Consider the following 19,339-nt stretch of genomic DNA (forward strand, 5'->3'; position numbering starts at 1 on the left):
CCTGCTGCCCGCCGCGGACGTCGACCCCGCCGACGTGGCGCGGACCACCGACAGCATCGACATGACGCCGAGCCTGATCCTCGTGCTCGCGATCGGCGTGCTGTTCGCGACCGGTGTCTACCTGCTCCTCGAGCGCAGCCTGACCCGCGTGCTGATCGGGTTCATCCTCATCGGCAACGGTGCGAACCTCATGTTCCTCGTCGCCGGTGGGCGCGCCGGTGGCGCACCCCTCATCGGGACGACGCCCCCTGACCAGATGAGCGACCCGCTCGTCCAGGCGATGGTGCTGACGGCCATCGTCATCACCCTGGGCCTCACGGCCTTCGTGCTCGCCATGGCCTACCGGTCGTGGCAGCTGCACGGTCACGACGAGGTGCAGGACGACCTCGAGGACCGCCGGGTCGCGCGCCACGCTGCGCGCAACGCCCCGGCCTTCGAGGACTCCGACACCGAGGAGAGCGGAGAGACCCTGGACGACGAGGCCTCGCAGGTGTTCGACGAGACCGACGGCGACGGGGACGGGGAGACCGACTCCCGCGGCGAGCGTCCGAGCGAGAAGGACGCCCCGGCGTCGGGCAGGCCCGGCACCGGAGGAGGTGAGGGCCGATGAACCTCACCTACGGCTTCGCGACCCTCGTCCCGCTGCCCGTGGTCCTGCCGCTGTTCGCGGCGGGCCTCGCGCTCGCGCTCTGGCGCCACCCGCGCGCCCAGCACATCATCTCCGTCGCCGCGCTGTCCCTGGTGCTGGCGGCCTCCATCGGTCTGCTCGTCGGGGCGGACAACGGCCCCATCGTGGTCGACGTCGGGGAGTGGGCCGCCCCTGTCGGCATCGACCTGGTCGCCGACCGGCTCTCGGCGCTCATGCTCACGGTGTCGAGCTTCGTGCTGCTGTGCGTCCTGCTCTACTCGCTGGGGCAGGGCGTCGCGGACGGGCACGACAAAGCACCCGTCTCGATCTACCACCCGACCTACCTGGTCCTCGCCGCGGGGGTCGCGAACGCGTTCCTCTCGGGTGACCTGTTCAACCTCTACGTGGGCTTCGAGATCCTGCTCGCGGCGTCGTACGTCCTGCTGACCCTGGGCGGGACGGGCGAACGCATCCGCGCAGGGTCGATCTACGTGGTCGTCGCACTCCTCTCGTCCGTGATCTTCCTCGTCGCGATCGCGCTCACCTACGCCGCGACGGGCACGGTCAACCTGGCCCAGCTCGCCGAGCGCCTGCCCGACGTGGACCCCGGGGTCCGCATGACGCTCCAGCTCCTGCTGCTGCTCGCGTTCGGGATCAAGGCCGCGATCTTCCCGCTCTCGGCCTGGCTCCCGGACTCGTACCCGACGGCGCCCGCGCCCGTCACGGCCGTGTTCGCGGGGTTGCTGACCAAGGTCGGCGTCTACGCGATCATCCGCACCCAGACGCTGCTGTTCCCGGACAACCGGCTCGACACGGTCCTCATGTGGCTCGCGCTGCTGACCATGGTCATCGGCATCCTGGGTGCCGTGGCGCAGAACGACATCAAACGTCTGCTGTCGTTCACGCTCGTGAGCCACATCGGGTACATGATCTTCGGCATCTCGATGGCGTCGGAGGCCGGGATGGCGGCGTCGATCTTCTACGTCGTGCACCACATCACCGTCCAGACCACGCTGTTCCTCGTGGTCGGGCTCATCGAGCGGCGAGGCGGCTCCACGTCCCTGGACAAGCTGGGCGGTCTCGCGAAGATCGCCCCGGGGCTCGCGATCCTGTTCTTCGTCCCCGCGATGAACCTCGCGGGCATCCCGCCGCTGTCGGGCTTCCTCGGCAAGGTCGGGCTGCTCCAGGAGGGCGTCGCCCAGGGCACGCCGCTCACGTGGGCGCTCGTCGTGGGCAGCGTCGTGACGTCGCTGCTGACGCTCTACGCGATCGTGAAGGCGTGGAACAAGGCGTTCTGGCAGACGGCCCCGGTCGAGCTGCCGTCGACCGGCACGCCGCGCGGCATGGTCGGGCCGACGACGGCGCTCGTCGCCTTCGGCCTGGCCCTCACGTTCGCCGCCGGGCCGCTGTACTCGTACGCCGAGAGGGCCGCCGGGAACCTCATGGAGCCCTCGACCTACGTCGACGCGGTCTTCCCCGACGACTCCGGTCGCGGGCAAGGGGTCTCGAGCGACCTCGTCGAGGAGGAGCAGGGAGGTGAGGGGTCATGAGCCTGCACCGTCGTAGAGGCCCGCTCGCGGGCGGCTGGTTCGGGCGCCTCACCGCGCAGTGGCGCACCGTCGTCTGGCTGACCGTCGTGTGGGTCATGCTGTGGGGCGAGCTGTCGTGGGGCAACGTCCTCGCGGGGATCCTCCTCGCGAGCCTGCTCATCACGTTCATGCCGCTGCCGTCCATCGCGACGAGCGGCACCGTGCGCCCCTGGCCCCTGCTCGTGCTCGTCGCCCGGTTCGTCGCCGACCTCGTGGTCGCGTCCTTCCAGGTGAGCATGCAGGCGTTCAAGCTGCGCCACACCCCGCACGGGGCCGTGGTCGGCGTGCGCCTGCGCAACCCCTCGGACATCTACATGACCATCACGTCCGAGCTCAGCTCGCTCGTGCCCGGCTCGCTCGTCATCGAGGCGCACCGCCTCACGGGGATGCTGTACCTGCACGTGCTCGACCTCGACGCGGCAGGCGGCGCGGACAAGGTCCGTCAGGACACGCTCGACCTCGAGGCCCGCGTGCTGCGCGCGTTCGCGTCCAACGACGAGCTCAAGGCTGCCGGGCTGTACCACCACCCGGGCGAGACTCCCGAGCCCGCGGGCGCGACGGCGTCGGGCGGGACCACCGGGGCACCCGGGGCCGACGGCGCCGCTCGCCGGACCGAACGTCGTACCGACCGAGGGGAGGGGCAGCGATGATCGTCGTCGTCCTCGTCTGCGCCGTGCTCCTCGCCTCGGCCGCGACGCTCGCCGTCGTCCGGGCCGAGAAGGGCCCGTCGATGCTCGACCGCACCATCGCGCTCGACGTCTTCACGACGACGCTCGTCGGCACCATCGCGCTCGAGGCCGCCTGGTCCCGGCGCACCGAGACCATCCCGATCCTCGTCGTCCTCTCGCTCGTGGGCTTCGTCGGGTCCGTGACCATCGCGCGGTTCGCGTCCGTCGAGCCCGAGGGCGAAGGGCGCATCAAGACCCGCGAGGAGATCGCCGCCGAGGAGGCCGAACGCCTCGCGGCCGAAGAGGGCGAGCAGGACAAGGCCGCCGACCCCGAGCACGGCGCCGAGCACGAGCCCGACGCGCTGCACGAGGTCGAGGAGGCCGCGGCCCCCGAGGTCGGCGGCTCGACCGGACCCGAGGAGGCACGCTCATGAGCTGGACCCTGGTGGCCGACGTCGTCGCCGCGATCTTCCTGCTGTGCGGGGCGTTCCTCGCGTTCGCCGCCGGTGTGGGCGTCGTGCGGTTCCCAGACCTGCTCGCGCGCATGCACGCCGCGACCAAGCCGCAGGTGCTGGGCCTGATCCTCGTGCTGATCGCGCTCGGGCTGCGGCTGCGGAGCTGGTCGGCCGTGGGCATGCTCGTGCTCGTCGTGATCTTCCAGCTCATGACGTCGCCCGTCGCCGCGCACATGGTGGGCCGTGCGGGCTACCGGACCGGGAAGGTCCGCCCCGACCTGCTCGTGCTCGACGACCTCACGGCGGACCAGGAGGCGGCGGACCGCGAGAAGGACGTCGCGGACCGCGAGAAGGCGGACGGCAAGGGGCCCGCCGAGGGTGACGCCGGAACCCTCCGAGGGTGACGGCCGCGCCCGCCGAGGGCGATGCGTCCCCGCGCGTGGCGACGGGTCCGGTGATAGACCCGCTACATGACCTCGTCGCCCCGTGCGCAGCCCCCCACGCGGCCTGTGGCCGACAGCCCGCGCGTCGTGAAGACCGAGGAGCACGCCGAGAGCGCGCTCACGGTGATCGTCGCGTTCGGCGCGAACCTCCTCATCGCGGTCGCGAAGTCGGCCGCCGCGGTGCTCACCGGCTCGGCCTCCATGGTCGCCGAGGCCGTGCACTCGTGGGCCGACACGGGCAACGAGGTGTTCCTGCTGCTCGCGAACAAGCGGTCGCGCAAGCCCGCTGACCACGACCACCCGCTGGGGTTCGGGCGCGAGGCGTACGTGTGGTCGATGTTCGCGGCGCTCGGGCTGTTCGCGGTGGGTGCGGGCGTCTCGATCACGCACGGCATCCAGGAGCTCGTCCACCCCGAGCCCGCGGACGACTTCGGGATCGCGTACGCGGTGCTCGGCGTCGCGTTCGTCCTCGAGGGGGTCTCGTTCCTCCAGGCGAACCGGCAGGCCCGCAAGGAGGCGAAGAAGGCCGAGCGCGACCTGCTCCAGCACGTCCTGGTCACCTCCGACCCGACGCTGCGGGCCGTGTTCGCCGAGGACGCCGCAGCGCTCATGGGCCTCGTGGTGGCCTTCGTCGGCATCTTCCTGCACCAGGTCACGGGGTCGCCCGTGCCCGACGCGATCGGCTCGATCGTCGTCGGCCTGATCCTCGGTGTCATCTCGTGGATCCTCATCGACCGCAACCGGCGCTTCCTCGTGGGCGAGCCCGCGGGGGTCGGGACACGTGACGCGGTGCTCCGCGAGCTGCTCGCCGACCCCGAGGTCGACCGGGTCACGTACCTGCGCCTCGAGTTCGTCGGGCCGCGGTCGCTGTACCTGGTCGCGAGCGTCGACCTCGTGGGGGACGACGACGAGCACGTGGTCGCCGAGCGCATCGACGCGCTCGAGCGCCGGGCGACCGCGGCGCCCGTGATCGCGGGGGCCGTGATCTCGGTGTCACCGGCGAGCGAGCCGTCCCTGGTGCCGTCGGTGTCGTCGGCCCCAGCGGTCCCGTAGGGCGGCGCGCGTCGCTCTTCGGCGCCGGGCAGGTCAGCCCGGCAGCCGCTCGTCGAGCCACGCGAAGACCTCGTCGAGGAACGCCGTCCGGGCCGGCTCGGGGGACAGCACGAGGTCGTGCGCGCCGCCCTCGACCTCGACGAGCGTCACGTCGTCGCCCAGCCCGGGCGCTCGGTCCTTGATGTGCTGGACGTCGAGCACGCTGTCGGTCGTGACGACCTCGGGGTGCCAGCCCTTGTTCGGCCCGGACCGTGTCGAGGTCAGGACGAGCACGGGGCACTGGACGTGCAGCCCGCGCGCGACCTGCGCGTGCCCGCGCCGGATCTCGCGCAGCCAGCCGGCCCGGACGGGGAAGCCCTCGTGCGGCTTCCAGCCGAGCTCGTAGGTCCACTCGCCGCCGGTCCCGGTGTGCAGGGCCTGCCCGTAGGCGTCGTCGAGCGCGCCCACCACGAGCCGCGGGGCGAAGCGCCCGACGACGTCGATCACCCGGGTGGAGATCACACGGTCGAACCAGGACGAGTTGAGGTCGAACCACGGGCTGTTGAGGACGAGCGCAGCCACCTTGCCGGGGCGGGCGTTGGCCCACAGGCTCGTGACGAGGCCACCCGTCGAGTGTCCGACGACCACGAGCTCGTCGTGCCCCTCGGCCCGGATCACGGCGGCTGCCGCGTCGAGGTCCTGGGCGTAGAGGCTCAGGTCGTCGACCATGTTGGGGTCCTTGCCGGCCTCGGTCCAGTGCGCGAGCGACCGGCCGTACCCGCGCAGGTCGACCGCGTAGAACGCGTAGCCGTGCTCCTCGAAGGCGTCGCCCAGGTGGGTCTGGAAGAAGTAGTCGACGAACCCGTGGACGTACAGCACGGCCCGACGGCGTCGCGCGCCCTCCGGGCTCGTCGCCTTGCGGACGAGCGTGGCCGTGTCGCCACCGGGGAGGTCGAGCGTGCGGGCGACCCAGTCGGGTCCGAGGACGTCCTGCTGCCAGCCGTGCGTCATGGTGCTGCCCTTCGCGCGCGGACTCGGGCGGTGCCGCGGTGCCGCCATTGTCCACTGCGGGGGCGGGCCTGTCAGAGCGAGCGTGATCCCTGGGCGTCGCTCGCCCTGACCGGACGTGCTGTGGCTCAGGCGGGCGGGGCGAGGCCTGTCGGGGGCGACGGCGGGACCGCGGGAGCCGGGGGTGCTGCGGGCGGGGCGGGGCGGACGTCCTCCCGAAGGCGGGTCGACTCGTCCATCTCCGAGTCGTCCACCTGCTCGGTCCCGGGGTCGGTGACCTGCGCGGTCCACGTCTGGGCGGCCGCGACGGGGGCGCCGGACGAGGCGGCCGGGGCGGGCGGGGCGGGCGGGGCGCTCGGCGGGCCGTACGGGTGCGCGGCGCCCTGGGGCGGGGCCGGTGGCTGCGCGGGGTACGCCTGGTACGGCGGCTGGCCGCTCGGGACCACGTGGGGCTGGGCGGGCGGGACGGCGTGGCCCGGGTACCCGTTCGGCGCGGGCTGGCCCGGGTAACCGGCCGGCGCCTGCCCCGGGTACCCGTCGACCGGTGCGCCGTACCCGTAGGGCTGCGGCGCGGGCACCTTCTTGGGGCGCAGCAGGAGCCACGCGACGACGCCGATCACGACGAGACCGACCAGGACGACGGCGAGGACGAGCAGGAGCAGGATGCTCATCGCGGGCCACCGTCCGGCGCCGTGGTGCGGTCGGTGTGGTCCGGTGCGATGGTGGCAGGAGGTTCGAGCCGTCGTGTCTTCACGCCCCACAGCATCCCGTGGATCGACGTCGGTGAGAAGGGGGTGCCACCCGTTGGTACCCGGACCTGACGCCGCACGGCTGACATGACGGACAGAGTTGAGTGGAATAGGCTCAAGTCAGGCCCTGTTGTTCCAGGTAGACCCAGACCCTGAAGTATCCGGAGACCCCATGGACACCAAGTTCACCACCATGTCCCAGCAGGCCATCGGCGAGGCCATCCAGACCGCCTCGGCCGCCGGCAACCCCCAGCTCGAACCCGTCCACCTCCTCGCCGCGCTCCTCACGCAGGAGGGGGGAGTCGCCGTCGGGCTGCTCGACGCCGTGGGCGCGAACGCCCAGGCCATCGGCCAGAAGGTGCGCGCGGCCCTCGTCGCGCTGCCCACCGCGAGCGGCTCGGCCGTCGCCCAGCCCACCGCGTCGCGCAGCACGTCCGCCGCGCTCGACCTGGCCTCGAAGGAGGCCCAGGGCATGGGGGACGAGTACGTCTCGACCGAGCACCTGCTCATCGGGATCGCCGCGGGCTCCTCGCCCGCCGCGCAGATCCTCGGCGACGCCGGGGCGAGCGCCGACGCGCTGCGCTCCGCGCTGCCCGCGGTCCGTGGCTCGGGCCGCGTGACGAGCCCCAACCCCGAGGGGACCTACAAGGCGCTCGAGCAGTACGGCCAGGACCTCACCGCGGCCGCGGCCGAGGGCAAGCTCGACCCCGTGATCGGGCGCGACTCGGAGATCCGCCGCGTCGTGCAGGTCCTCTCGCGCCGCACCAAGAACAACCCCGTCCTGATCGGTGAGCCCGGCGTCGGCAAGACGGCCGTCGTCGAGGGGCTCGCCCAGCGCATCGTCGCGGGCGACGTCCCCGACTCGCTCAAGGGCAAGAAGCTCATCTCGCTCGACCTCGCGGCCATGGTCGCGGGAGCCAAGTACCGCGGCGAGTTCGAGGAGCGCCTCAAGGCCGTCCTGGAGGAGATCAAGTCCTCCGACGGCGAGGTCGTGACGTTCATCGACGAGCTCCACACGGTCGTCGGTGCGGGTGCGGGCGGCGAGGGCGCCATGGACGCGGGCAACATGCTCAAGCCCATGCTCGCCCGCGGCGAGCTGCGCCTGGTCGGTGCGACGACCCTCGACGAGTACCGCGAGCACATCGAGAAGGACCCCGCCCTCGAGCGCCGTTTCCAGCAGGTCTTCGTGGGCGAGCCCTCGGTCGAGGACACGGTCGCGATCCTGCGCGGTCTCAAGGAGCGCTACGAGGCGCACCACAAGGTGACGATCGCCGACTCGGCGCTCGTGGCCGCCGCCGCGCTGTCCGACCGCTACATCACGGGCCGCCAGCTCCCCGACAAGGCGATCGACCTGGTCGACGAGGCTGCGTCGCGCCTGCGCATGGAGCTCGACTCCTCGCCCATCGAGATCGACGAGCTCCAGCGCGCCGTCACGCGCCTGGAGATGGAGGAGGTCGTGCTCTCCGAGTCCGACGACCCCGCCTCGCGCGAGCGCCTCGAGAAGCTGCGCGCCGACCTCGCGGACCGTCGCGAGGAGCTGTCCGCGCTGACCGCGCGCTGGGACGCCGAGAAGGCGGGCCACAACCGCGTCGGCGACCTGCGCGCCAAGCTCGACGAGCTGCGCGTCCAGGTCGAGCGGGCCATCCGTGAGGGTGACCTCGAGACCGCGGGCCGCATCCAGTACGGCGAGATCCCGCAGCTCCAGGAGCAGCTCCAGGCCGCCGAGCAGGAGGAGGCGTCGATCGACAGCGACGAGTCCGCCACCGCGCCGCAGGCCCCCATGATCGCCGACAAGGTCGGCGCGGACGAGATCGCCGAGGTCGTCTCCGCGTGGACCGGCATCCCCGCGGGCCGCATGCTCCAGGGCGAGTCCGAGAAGCTCCTCCACATGGAGGACGTGATCGGCAAGCGACTGATCGGCCAGAAGGCAGCGGTCGCGGCGGTCTCGGACGCCGTACGGCGTTCTCGTGCGGGCGTCGCCGACCCCGACCGCCCCACGGGCTCGTTCCTGTTCCTCGGCCCCACGGGCGTCGGCAAGACCGAGCTCGCGAAGGCGCTCGCTGACTTCCTGTTCGACGACGAGCGCGCCATGGTGCGCATCGACATGTCGGAGTACAGCGAGAAGCACAGCGTCGCACGCCTGGTCGGTGCCCCTCCGGGGTACGTCGGCTACGAGGAGGGCGGCCAGCTCACCGAGGCCGTGCGGCGCAGGCCGTACTCGGTCGTGCTGCTCGACGAGGTCGAGAAGGCGCACCCCGAGGTGTTCGACATCCTGCTGCAGGTGCTCGACGACGGCCGGTTGACCGACGGCCAGGGCCGCACGGTCGACTTCCGCAACGTCATCCTGGTGCTGACGTCGAACCTGGGCTCGCAGTTCCTCGTGGACCCCATGCTCGACGACGCGGCCAAGCGCGAGGCCGTCATGTCGGCGGTCCGGTCGAACTTCAAGCCGGAGTTCATCAACCGGCTCGACGACGTCGTGATCTTCGACCCGCTGAACCTCGACGAGCTGGGGCGGATCGTGGACATCGCGGTCGACCGGCTCGGCGAGCGCCTCGCGGACCGTCGCCTCACGCTCGAGGTCACGCCCGCCGCGCGCGAGTGGCTCGCGCTCGAGGGCTTCGACCCGGCATACGGGGCGCGCCCGCTGCGCCGCCTGGTGCAGCGCGAGATCGGCGACCGCCTGGCGCGAAAGCTCCTGGCGGGCGAGGTCGCGGACGGCGACACGATCGTCGTCGACCGGTCGGTCACCGAGGGCGAGGGGCTGGAGCTGACCGTCCAGCGTTGACGCCGTCCGCGGGGTGGCGCGCCGTCGGGCTGGAGCTCCTCCTGCCCGACGGCGCCGCTCACCTCGCGGTGGAGGGCCCGGTCCCGGAAGGGGCCGGGCCTTCGTGCGTCCCGGCGACGGGTGAGGTGCTCGTGCGATCGGCCCCGGGGCAGCGCCCCGCGAGATCGGGCCGGTTGTCGATTCGCTCGGCCCAAGGCGACAACGGGCCCGATCTCGGGCGGGGCCGCACAGACGCCCGGTCCTACCGGGTGCCTGGTTCTCACCCGCAGTGTCGGGGCATACTGGGCAATCAGCCCACATTCCACCGACGGAAGGTCGCTCGTGCCGCCGGAGTCCCCGTTGCCCGACCGCCTTCCTCAGACCCGCGCCGCGCGCCGCCTCGCCGAGCAGGCCGCCGCCTCGCCGTCGCGGGCGCAGCGTCGCCGGCGGCGCGCCGAGGCCGTCCGGCACGCCCGTTCGACCGGTACCACCGGCTCCACCGGCAGGGCGCGCGGACCTCGTGGTCTGCCGCAGGTGGCGGTCGTGACCCTCGGCCTCGTGGGCGGGCTGCTCGTGGTCCCGGCGACGCAGGAGCTCGGCGGCGAGGGACCTGGCCTCGAACCGATCGGTGCCCGCTGGGACGCCGCGCTCGGCCGGGGGGACGACCGCGCCAGCCGCAGCGCGGACGGGCGCGAGCCGCTGCTCACCCAGGCGGGCAGCAGCGGGACCGCCGGAACCGCCGGAACCGCCGGGAAGGCCGCGCAGCAGCCCACCGCCGCCGCCGAGCAGCCCACCGCCGCGGCCCCGGCGCCGGAGCCTTCCGCCGACGAGGCCCCGGTCCCGGTACCCGCACCCGCCCCGGAGGCCCCCGCGGCACCGCCCCAGCAGGGCGCGACCGGGCCCGAGGTCCAGCAGGTCCAGGAGCGCCTCCAGGCGCACGGGGCCACGGTGCCGGCCGACGGCGTGTTCGGGCCCGGGACCGACCGCGCGCTGCGCACGTTCCAGGACGCGAACGGCCTCGAGCCCGACGGGGTCGCCGGCCCCGCGACCCGGGCCGCGCTGCTCGCCGACCCGACCACGACGCCAGGTGCCACCGGGAGCGCGGGGGGAGCGACGTCGTCGGGCGGGGGAGACACCGCGGGCGACACGGCCGCCGCCCTCGCGCTCGTCAACACGCACCGCGCCGCCGCAGGCTGCCCCGCGCTGCGCGCCGACGACCGGCTCGGGCGCGCCGCGACCCTGCACGCCCAGGACATGGTCGCGCAGGGGTACTTCAGCCACACGAGCCTCGACGGGCGGACGTTCGGCGACCGCGTCACGGCCCAGGGCTACGCACGACCGGGCGGCGAGAACATCGCCGCCGGGCAGAAGACCGCCCAGGCCGTGGTCGACGCGTGGATGGCGTCCGAGGGGCACCGTGCGAACATCCTCGACTGCGACTTCACGACCATGGGGCTGGGGCGCGCGGGCAACACCTGGGTGCAGGTCTTCGGGTACTGAGGCGCCCGGAGTGCCCGAGTCGTCCCCGTGTCGGGCGAGCGGGCGCGGCGCACGACATACTCAGGTGTGAACCCGTCCCAGGAACAAGCGCCCGAGCCCGCCGCCCAGCACCGCCTCGACCACGCGCCGCTCCGCTCGGCCGTGATCGTCAACCCGAACCGCGTCGAAGGGCTCGACGAGCTCCGCCGCACCATCGAGACCCAGCTCGCCGACGCCGGCTGGCCCACCCCCGCCTGGCTCGAGACGACCGCGGAGGACCCCGGCACGGGTCAGGCCCGCCAGGCCGTGGAGGACGGTGCCGAGGTGGTGTTCGTGAGCGGCGGCGACGGCACGGTGCGTGCCTGCATCGAGGGCCTGGTCGGCACCGACGCCGCGCTCGCGGTCCTGCCCGGCGGCACGGGGAACCTCCTCGCGGGCAACCTCGGCATCCCGCCCCGGCCCGAGGACGGCATCCGCCTCGCGCTCGACCGCGGCCGCCGGGCCGTGGACATCGGCGAGGTCGACGGGCAGGCCTTCGCCGTCATGGCCGGCATGGGCCTCGACGCCGCGATGATGGAGGACGCCCCGACCGCGCTCAAGGCCAAGGCCGGGGCGCTCGCGTACGTCGTCTCCGCGTTCAAGCACCTCGCCGACGACGAGATGAAGGTCGAGGTGCGCGTCGACGACCGGCCGGTGCTGCGCCGTCGGGCGCGGACCGTGGTCGTCGGGAACGTCGGCAAGCTCCAGGCGGGCGTCAACCTGCTGCCCGACGCCGAGCCCGACAACGGCCAGATGGACGTCGCGATCATCGCGCCCCGCAACCTCGGCCACTGGGTCCAGCTCCTCGTCGGCGTGCTGCGCGGCAAGGGGCGCGTCCCCAACATGGAGGTGCTGCGCGGGTCGCGGATCTCCGTGATCTCCGACCGGCCGCAGCCGCGCCAGCTCGACGGCGACGTGATCGAACCGTCGAAGAAGCTCGAGGTCAGCGTCCGCGCCGGGGCGCTGTGGGTGTGCGTGGACCAGCCCGACGCGTCGGACGACATCGCGGAGGGGGCGCCGGCCGAGGGCTGATCCCCTCCCCGAGCGGTAGGGCGCGTCAGGGCGTGAAGACGGCAGGACAGGTGTGGGCTGAGTGGAGGCCGGACGGCACGGCGGGCACGGGGAGACGCGCCCCCCGGGACGTGCTGAGGCGGGTGGAACGACGGCGTACGACGAGTCATGGGCGTTCACCCCGCCGAGCCCGGCACGGTGCGGTGCCGAGCCCGACGACCTGGGCGTGTCTGCGTGGTTACCAGGTCGTACGTCCAGTTCAGATAGTGAGAAGTCCTGACGAATCCCTTGTGGGATGGTGCCGGGTCCTGCCAGCCTGGCTCCGCAGGGGCTTCTCAAGGGGGGGGAGGCCTGCAGAGGGGGAACGCAATGAAGCGAAAGATCATGGCCGTCCTGACAGCCACTGTGGTGACGTTCGGAGGCGCCGTCGTGGCTGGGGCTCCGGCGCAAGCGGCGTCGTGCTCCGCGTACCTTCACCCGGGTGAGAACACGCCCGGGTACGCGCTGGTGACGAACTACACCTGCGGGGGTGCGAAGGCTGGAATGACCTACCAGAACCCCGCCACCGGCACCAAGGTCACGACGTGGCCGGCACTGTGGGCGGGTCCGGGCCAGAACTCCAAGACCGGCACTGTGAACTCGTCCTGGGTGACCAACCGGCTCGTTGCATTTGCCTGATTCACCAGCAGTAGCTGAGTTGGCGTAGAGGCGGCCGACGCGCCCAGGGGTGCGTCGGCCGCTCCAGGTGTGGATGGAGTGGTGATCTGAGTGCAGCGAATGTGTTGGACAGGGGCAGCGATAGCGACGGTCCTGATGCTGGGGGCGTGCTCTACTGACGGCACGTCCGAGGGCCCTGAGGCTTCTCCGTGGGAGCCTGATGTTCGTGCGCTCGCGGAATCCACGTCTATCGATCTGGTGCGCCACATCGCCCAGGACGGAACGCTCGAGGAGCACGAGTACCGGGAGGTCCAGGACGCGTTCATCGCCTGCATGGGTGACCGTGGGCTTGCGGTCGAGACCTGGGTTGACGAGTTCGGTGTGGAGTCATATCAGACCGAAGGGGAATACACCGAGGAGCTCAAGTCCGTCCAGGACGAATGTGAGATCAGTGTGGGTCTCCGGGAGGTCGTGCCGCTCTACACGGTGATCACGACAAACCCGAACAGGGTGGACTTCAACGAGCTCATCGCGCAGTGTCTCCGCGAGTTCAAAGTCGTTGACGAGACGTACACCGGTGAACAGTACGCACAAGACCTCAAGGACCAGAACCTGCCGGGCACGGGTTCGCCAGAGTCGTCGCTATGCCTCACCGATCCCCTGCAGGCGATGGAAAACCGAGAGTGATCCGTGGGCGGCGACGCCCACGGGGCAGCGGGCCGGAGGCGCAGGCGGGCGTGAACCTGCAGCGGGCGCCTTGGAGAGCTTCAGAAACCAGACGGTCAGAGACTCAACGCAGATGAGGGTGTTGGGCTGGTTGGCTGAGTCGGGTCGGGGAGGGGACGAGGTCCCCCAGGATGCGGGTTCTCACACTGCCCGTCCGGAAGACCTCGACGTACCTGACGCGAATACTGGCAGGCTCGCGGGAGCCCGCAGAACGAGGACGTGCCGCAGGTAATCGCGGACTGCCCGGTCTGCGGTGGGCAAAGGGACACAACAATGAGGAGGCGAGTCCAGAGCAGTGAGGCCTCCGGCGGCGCCTCGGGGGGCGGAGCGCGATGGAACCGTCGGCCGCCATCGTGCGTGCTCAAAGCAGCGGGCAGCTTCCGCTCGCAGGGGTCGCACAACTGGGGGGAAAGCACATGATGAGGACTGTTCGACGACGGGGGGCGGGGGCGTCGCTGGGGACCGCTCTGGCGCTGGCCTTGGTGACCGGGTGTTCGGGTGAGTCCGAGGTGCGCAATCCTTACGCGGCCGAGTTCGCCAAGGCCCGCGATGAAGTCACCGCAGAGGTTTCCCGAGCGATTCTCGAGGACGACGTCATCACCGCCGCCGAGTACGACCAGGTCAAGGACGAGTCGGTCCAGTGCATGCGGGACCAGGGGCTCGCGGCCAGTCGCACCCAGGAAGGCGGGGTCAAGGTCGAGGGCGTCGGCTCGACCTGGGACACCCCGCAGGACCAGCTCGACGCGGATCGCGCGCGCAGGGAAGCGATCATGGCCGAGTGCGAGGAGAAGGTCGATCTCTCCGTGCTTGAGGCCCTCTACTGGGCGGTGGCCGACAACCCGGAGAACACGGATCTGATGCAGGCCGTCGCCGACTGCCTGGTCCGCGGCGGTCATCGCGACGAGGGCTATGACAAGGCGGACTACATCGAGGAGATGTCGAGCTACGGGACCGGCATGAACGTCGCCGACGACGGTTCGACGACAGAGACTCCGGGAGCGCTGGCCGGGCAAGCGCCACCTCTTGAGATGACGGCCTGCGAGCGGGACCCGGAGCAGTAGTCCCCGACATCACGACGTCGACATCACGACGTCACACACCCCGGCAGCAACCACGCATGCGCACCACCCGAGGAGCAGCAGTGACCAGAGATCGACGCCCCGCCCGGCCCAGGGCCGCAAGCTCAGGAGCGGCCCGCGTGGGCGCGCTGGCGCTCGCGGCGGTGGTGCTGCTCGCGGGGGGTGTCACGGCGGGCATGGCGTTGGCGCCGCAGGCGGAACCGCAGAGCGTGCGGAGTGCGACGCCACCCGCAACCGTTCCGGTCTCGCGTCAGGTGTTCGACGACGCCCGCAAGGTCAAGGTCACCCCGGTCGTCGCGGAGGAGGGCACGCTGTCCGTCGCGGACCAGGGCAAGGTCACGCGCTCGGTGTGCGCCCCGGGGGCCGTGATCGAGTCGGGATCGAGCCCGGCTACGGTCGACGACCGTCCGGTCGTGGCGCTCGCGACGTCGATCCCGTTGTGGCGGGACCTGGCTCCCACGGCCAAGGGCGACGACGTGAAGGCCCTGCAGGTCGAGCTCACTCGCCTCGGGCACAAGGTGAGCGCGGACGGCACCTACGGCGACACGACCAAGGCCGCCGTGACCAAGCTGTTCAAGGCTGCGGGCGTGGCCAAGCCGACCGGGGACCTGCCGGTGGCGTCAGTGCTGTGGCTGCCTGCGTCGTCGGTCACGGTCAAGGCGTGCGAGGTGCCCGTGGGAGCCGCGACGTCCGAGGAGGCGTTCGCGACGACCGCCGGGACGCTGGTCTCGCTCGGCCTGTCGGACACTCTCTCCAACGTCACGCCCGGGGACCGCGTGCTGCGCCTGGGCGAGCTGAGCGCACCGGTCGGGGAGGGCGGTGTGGTCACGGACCCGACGTTCCTCGAGGCCGTGCGCGGCAGCATGGAGTTCGCCGGGTGGCAGCGCACCGAGGGGTCCGAGCCGTTGACGCTCGAGTACGTGCTGGCCGCGCCTCTCGACGTGTCGGTCGTGCCACCGGGGTCGCTGTTCGCGCTGAGCGGTGCGAGCGGTTGCGTGAGCGCGGACGGCACGGCGTACCCCGTGACGGTCGTCGCGTCGAGCCTGGGGCAGACCCTCGTGACGTTCGACGGCCTCGACGCGGCGGCCGCTCCCACCGAGGTCGAGCTCACCTCGCAGGAGGAGGGCCAGACGTGCCGGTAGGGGGCAAGCGGCTGGTCGGGGCCGGGTTGGGGCACGCGTTCCCCGGCACCGGGCTGCTCTTCGCCGGACTGGACCTGGAGATCGTGGCGGGCGAGGTGGTCGCGCTCGTCGGGCCCTCGGGCAGCGGCAAGTCGACGCTCCTGAGCATCGTCGCGGGCTGGGAGCGCCCCACGCAGGGGCAGGTCGAGCGCGTCGGGGTCGCCACGACGGGGTGGGTCTTCCAGAACCCGCACGGTGTCGCGCGTCGCGCCGCCCTCGACCACGTGGTGCTGCCGCTGCTGGCGCGCGGACTGCGCCGCCCCGACGCCGAGGACCGGGCTGCCGAGATCCTGGCGCGCTTCAACCTGACGTCGGTCGCCGACCGACCCTTCCGGGCGCTGTCGGGCGGAGAGGCCCAGCGGCTCATGCTCTCGCGTGCCGTGGCCCTGGCCCCGGATCTGCTCCTGGTCGACGAGCCCACCGCGCAGCTCGACCTGCGCACGGCCGCGACAGTCAACGAGGTCCTGGCCGGCATCGCCCAGGACGACTCGATCGTCGTGGTCGCCACGCACGACCCGCACACGCGCGACGCCTGCACGCGCGTGATCGACCTCGCCGACTTCCAGTCCGCGGAGGTCGCGGCGTGACCGCCACCGAGCAGGGCCCCGTGCCCGACGGCGCGGCGGGACCCGGCCTGGCCACGTCCCCGGGCGCCTCGCACCGTCCCGTTGGCGCACAGCCCCTCGGTCAGGTCACGGGTTCAGCACCCCCCACCGTGCCCGACGGCGGAGCGCACCTCCGCGCGGAGGCGAGTGGCGGCGTCGGGCCGGGGGAGAAGCCCGCGCGACCAGTGCGGGCGCGTGCCATGCGGGCCGCGTCCGTGGTGTCCGAGGCGTGGCGGAACGTCGGGTCCGGCACGACGCGCGCGACCTTGTTCGCGGCGGTGCTCGTCGTGGTCGTGGGGGCGCTCGCCGCGGTCGACGTGCGTGCGGTCGCGGGCGTGATCGAGGGCGCCCGTGAGTACCGGGACGCGGGCGCGAGCGTGCAGATCCTCGAGGCCACCGGGCAGGTCGACGGGGCACGCTGCGAGGCCCTCGCAGGGGTCGACGGCGTGAACGCCGCCGGAGCCCTGCGGACGGGGGATCCCGTGCGGGCGCTCAACCTGCCGTCGAGCGAGCTGACCGGCTTCGAGGCGACCCCCGGGCTGCTCGGCGCGCTCGACCGCGGCCGGGTCGCCGGGGCGGGACTGTGGCTGTCCGCGGACCTGGCCGAGGCGCTCGGCGCGTCCGCCGGTGACTCGATCGCGACGATCACCGGTCCCGCGCGGGTCGGCGCCGTCTACCCGTACCCCGACGACGGGCGCGACCGCGCGCTCGGTTACGCAGCAGTCGCGCCGGTGCCCGCGGCGGGACTGTTCGACTCGTGCTGGGTCGAGATCTGGCCCGTCGAGCCCGAGACGGCGACGCTCCTGCGCACGACCATCGTCGCCGACTCAGCCTCCGAGGTTCAGCCCACCCAGAAGCAGCTCAACGGCCGGCTCGGCGCGACGTACGACGCGAGCGCCGAGTTCAGGGATCGTCTGACGAAGCCCGCGCCGATCGCCGCCGCCTTCCTGGGGTTGGCCCTGGGCTTCGCCGTGATTCGTCTGCGCCGCCTCGAGCTCGCCGCAGCCCTGCACGCCCGGGTCCCCCGCTCGGCGCTGACCTGGCAGGTGCTCCTGGAGACCGCGGTGTGGACCGGTGCCGCCGTGATCGTGACCGTTCCGGTGCTGTGGTGGCTCGCCGCCGATGCCGGCCTTCCCGCCGACCACCTCAGCACCTGGGTCATCGGCATGCGGACCGTCCTCGCGGGAGCGGGCGCGGTGCTCGTCGGAGCGGTCGTCGGGGCGCTCGCGACCCGGGAGAAGCACCTGTTCAAGTACTTCAAGGAGAGGTGACGGACCTCGACGCTGGGTGAGCCGGGCTGATCGCGGGACGCCCGCGCCGCCGTCGTGCAACCTGCGCTACGGTGGCCGCGCACCACCCAGCACCACCAGTACCACCCACAACTCCACACCCACGGGAGCTCGCAGCAGCGAGCTGAGAGGGCGGCTCAGCGCCGCCGACCGTTCGAACCTGTTCGGATCATGCCGACGTAGGGAGAGAGCAATGAGCTCTGAGACCGCTGTGCCCGCGCACACCATCACGACCGGACCCATCGCGGGGTCCGCCAAGGTGCACCACCCCGTCCCGGGCGCGGAACACCTGCGCGTCCCCGAGCGCCGCGTGCTCCTGAGCAACGGCGAGCACCTGGACCTGTACGACACCTCGGGCCCGTACACCGAGGTCGACGACCCGGCCGCGTTCGACCTCGCGGGCGGGCTGCCCGCGCTGCGGGCGTCGTGGCTGCGGCCCGACGCCGTCCCCACCGAGCACGGCACGGGCGGCGCCCGCACGCAGCTCGCTTGGGCACGGGCCGGGGTCATCACCGACGAGATGCGGTTCGTGGCGGCGCGCGAGGGCGTGGACGTCGAGCTCGTGCGGGACGAGGTGGCCCGCGGCCGGGCCGTGATCCCGGCCAACCGCCGGCACCCCGAGATCGAGCCCATGATCATCGGCAAGGCGTTCGGCGTGAAGATCAACGCGAACATCGGCAACTCGGCCGTGACGTCCTCGATCGAGGAGGAGGTCGAGAAGATGGTGTGGGCCGCGCGCTGGGGCGCCGACACCCTCATGGACCTCTCGACGGGCAAGGACATCCACGAGACCCGCGAGTGGGTGCTGCGCAACTCCCCGATCCCCGTGGGGACGGTGCCGCTCTACCAGGCGCTCGAGAAGGTCAAGGGCGACCCCGCGAGGCTCACGTGGGAGATCTACCGCGACACCGTGATCGAGCAGGCCGAGCAGGGCGTCGACTACATGACCGTGCACGCGGGCGTCCTGCTGCGCTACGTCCCGCTGACCGCGCGCCGCGTCACGGGCATCGTGTCCCGGGGCGGCTCGATCATGGCCGCCTGGTGTCTCGCGCACCACCAGGAGTCGTTCCTGTACACGCACTTCGCGGAGCTGTGCGAGATCCTGCGCGACTACGACGTGACGTTCTCCCTGGGCGACGGCCTGCGACCGGGGTCCATCGCGGACGCCAACGACGCAGCGCAGTTCGCCGAGCTGCGCACGCTGGGCGAGCTGACCAAGGTCGCGAAGTCCTACGGCGTGCAGGTCATGATCGAGGGTCCGGGGCACGTCCCGATGCACAAGATCGTCGAGAACGTTCGTCTCGAGGAGGAGCTGTGCGAGGAGGCGCCGTTCTACACGCTCGGCCCCCTCGCGACCGACATCGCGCCCGCCTACGACCACATCACGTCCGCGATCGGGGCCGCGATCATCGCCCAGGCCGGGACCGCGATGCTCTGCTACGTCACGCCCAAGGAGCACCTGGGGCTGCCCGACCGCGACGACGTCAAGACGGGCGTCATCACGTACCGGATCGCGGCGCACTCGGCCGACCTGGCCAAGGGGCACCCGCGCGCGCAGCTGCGGGACGACGCGCTGTCCCGTGCCCGGTTCGAGTTCCGCTGGCACGACCAGTTCGCGCTCTCCCTCGACCCCGACACCGCGCGTGCCTTCCACGACGAGACCCTGCCGGCCGAGCCCGCCAAGACCGCGCACTTCTGCTCGATGTGCGGGCCCAAGTTCTGCTCGATGCGGATCTCCGCGGACGTGCGCGAGTACGCCGAGAAGAACGGCCTGACCTCGGTCGAGGCGATCGAGGCGGGCATGGCGGAGAAGTCGAGCGAGTTCACGGACGCGGGCGGCCGGGTGTATCTCCCCGTGACTCCCGCCCAGCCCATGACGCCGAGGTAGAACGTTCTGCGCGAGGTAGTGCGCGCTGCGTCCTATCTCGCGCAGA

18 protein-coding genes and 1 riboswitch are annotated in these 19,339 nt (G+C 72.2%); of the genes, 16 read left to right on the top strand and 2 right to left on the bottom strand.

The genetic code is table 11. From position 1 onward, the window contains the following. Window positions 1–61 precede the first annotated feature (61 nt). The 6 genes from ACZDYF_RS10365 to ACZDYF_RS10390 all read left to right on the top strand — a co-directional run bounded on the left by ACZDYF_RS10365 (window position 62) and on the right by ACZDYF_RS10390 (window position 4,836). Window positions 62–610: a Na(+)/H(+) antiporter subunit C gene (locus ACZDYF_RS10365; RefSeq protein WP_191790031.1), complete on the top strand. Its 549-nt coding sequence runs from the start codon at window positions 62–64 to the stop codon at window positions 608–610. After that, window positions 607–2,178, top strand: a complete 1,572-nt coding sequence (locus ACZDYF_RS10370; RefSeq protein ID WP_475056222.1) for a Na+/H+ antiporter subunit D — start codon at window positions 607–609, stop codon at window positions 2,176–2,178. The genes ACZDYF_RS10365 and ACZDYF_RS10370 overlap by 4 nt, the downstream gene beginning before the upstream one ends. After that, entirely contained in the window at window positions 2,175–2,867 is a 693-nt protein-coding gene (locus tag ACZDYF_RS10375; protein WP_475056225.1) for a Na+/H+ antiporter subunit E, read from the top strand. Before ACZDYF_RS10370 ends, ACZDYF_RS10375 begins: the two co-directional genes overlap by 4 nt. After that, window positions 2,864–3,319, top strand: coding sequence for an MrpF/PhaF family protein (locus ACZDYF_RS10380; RefSeq protein ID WP_191789806.1), 456 nt, complete (start codon window positions 2,864–2,866; stop codon window positions 3,317–3,319). Before ACZDYF_RS10375 ends, ACZDYF_RS10380 begins: the two co-directional genes overlap by 4 nt. Next, window positions 3,316–3,744 (top strand): monovalent cation/H(+) antiporter subunit G, encoded by a 429-nt coding sequence (mnhG, locus tag ACZDYF_RS10385; RefSeq protein ID WP_475056230.1) that lies wholly within the window; start codon window positions 3,316–3,318, stop codon window positions 3,742–3,744. The genes ACZDYF_RS10380 and mnhG overlap by 4 nt, the downstream gene beginning before the upstream one ends. A 66-nt stretch (window positions 3,745–3,810) precedes the next feature. Further along, window positions 3,811–4,836: a cation diffusion facilitator family transporter gene (locus tag ACZDYF_RS10390; protein WP_191789804.1), complete on the top strand. Its 1,026-nt coding sequence runs from the start codon at window positions 3,811–3,813 to the stop codon at window positions 4,834–4,836. Between the two features lie 33 nt (window positions 4,837–4,869). On the opposite strand, the gene ACZDYF_RS10395 is transcribed toward ACZDYF_RS10390, so the two are convergent. Continuing rightward, the gene (locus ACZDYF_RS10395) at window positions 4,870–5,826 is read right to left on the bottom strand and encodes an alpha/beta hydrolase (RefSeq protein ID WP_475056235.1); all 957 of its coding nucleotides are present in this window, start codon (window positions 5,824–5,826) and stop codon (window positions 4,870–4,872) included. A 125-nt stretch (window positions 5,827–5,951) separates the two neighbouring features. Beyond that, the gene (locus ACZDYF_RS10400; RefSeq protein ID WP_475056237.1) at window positions 5,952–6,494 is read right to left on the bottom strand and encodes a hypothetical protein; all 543 of its coding nucleotides are present in this window, start codon (window positions 6,492–6,494) and stop codon (window positions 5,952–5,954) included. A 250-nt stretch (window positions 6,495–6,744) separates the two neighbouring features. Between ACZDYF_RS10400 and clpB the strand changes: the two genes are divergently transcribed. The 10 genes from clpB to thiC all read left to right on the top strand — a co-directional run bounded on the left by clpB (window position 6,745) and on the right by thiC (window position 19,293). After that, window positions 6,745–9,360, top strand: a complete 2,616-nt coding sequence (gene clpB, locus ACZDYF_RS10405; protein ID WP_364075365.1) for an ATP-dependent chaperone ClpB — start codon at window positions 6,745–6,747, stop codon at window positions 9,358–9,360. A 522-nt stretch (window positions 9,361–9,882) separates the two neighbouring features. Then, complete coding sequence (locus ACZDYF_RS10410; protein ID WP_475056242.1) at window positions 9,883–10,839, top strand: CAP domain-containing protein; 957 nt, start codon at window positions 9,883–9,885, stop codon at window positions 10,837–10,839. A gap of 66 nt (window positions 10,840–10,905) precedes the next feature. Next, entirely contained in the window at window positions 10,906–11,889 is a 984-nt protein-coding gene (locus ACZDYF_RS10415; protein WP_475056245.1) for a diacylglycerol/lipid kinase family protein, read from the top strand. A gap of 348 nt (window positions 11,890–12,237) precedes the next feature. Next, window positions 12,238–12,546 (top strand): hypothetical protein, encoded by a 309-nt coding sequence (locus tag ACZDYF_RS10420; RefSeq protein WP_204807220.1) that lies wholly within the window; start codon window positions 12,238–12,240, stop codon window positions 12,544–12,546. 237 nt (window positions 12,547–12,783) lie between these two features. Next, a complete protein-coding gene (locus tag ACZDYF_RS10425; RefSeq protein WP_191789799.1) occupies window positions 12,784–13,212 on the top strand; it encodes a hypothetical protein in 429 nt (142 codons plus the stop codon). A gap of 548 nt (window positions 13,213–13,760) precedes the next feature. Continuing rightward, window positions 13,761–14,312: a hypothetical protein gene (locus ACZDYF_RS10430; RefSeq protein ID WP_475056248.1), complete on the top strand. Its 552-nt coding sequence runs from the start codon at window positions 13,761–13,763 to the stop codon at window positions 14,310–14,312. A gap of 137 nt (window positions 14,313–14,449) precedes the next feature. Beyond that, window positions 14,450–15,472: a peptidoglycan-binding domain-containing protein gene (locus ACZDYF_RS10435; protein ID WP_475056250.1), complete on the top strand. Its 1,023-nt coding sequence runs from the start codon at window positions 14,450–14,452 to the stop codon at window positions 15,470–15,472. Beyond that, window positions 15,463–16,098, top strand: a complete 636-nt coding sequence (locus tag ACZDYF_RS10440) for an ABC transporter ATP-binding protein (RefSeq protein ID WP_191789796.1) — start codon at window positions 15,463–15,465, stop codon at window positions 16,096–16,098. The genes ACZDYF_RS10435 and ACZDYF_RS10440 overlap by 10 nt, the downstream gene beginning before the upstream one ends. A gap of 218 nt (window positions 16,099–16,316) precedes the next feature. Then, window positions 16,317–17,387 carry a hypothetical protein gene (locus ACZDYF_RS10445; protein WP_475056253.1) on the top strand — a complete coding sequence of 357 codons (1,071 nt, stop codon included), beginning with the start codon at window positions 16,317–16,319 and terminating at the stop codon, window positions 17,385–17,387. A gap of 111 nt (window positions 17,388–17,498) precedes the next feature. Further along, a riboswitch (TPP riboswitch) is annotated at window positions 17,499–17,608 on the top strand. After that, a complete protein-coding gene (gene thiC, locus ACZDYF_RS10450) occupies window positions 17,599–19,293 on the top strand; it encodes a phosphomethylpyrimidine synthase ThiC (protein WP_475056256.1) in 1,695 nt (564 codons plus the stop codon). It overlaps the preceding riboswitch by 10 nt. Window positions 19,294–19,339 lie beyond the last annotated feature (46 nt).

It is taken from the genome of Oerskovia sp. PE-21s (assembly GCF_056158145.1).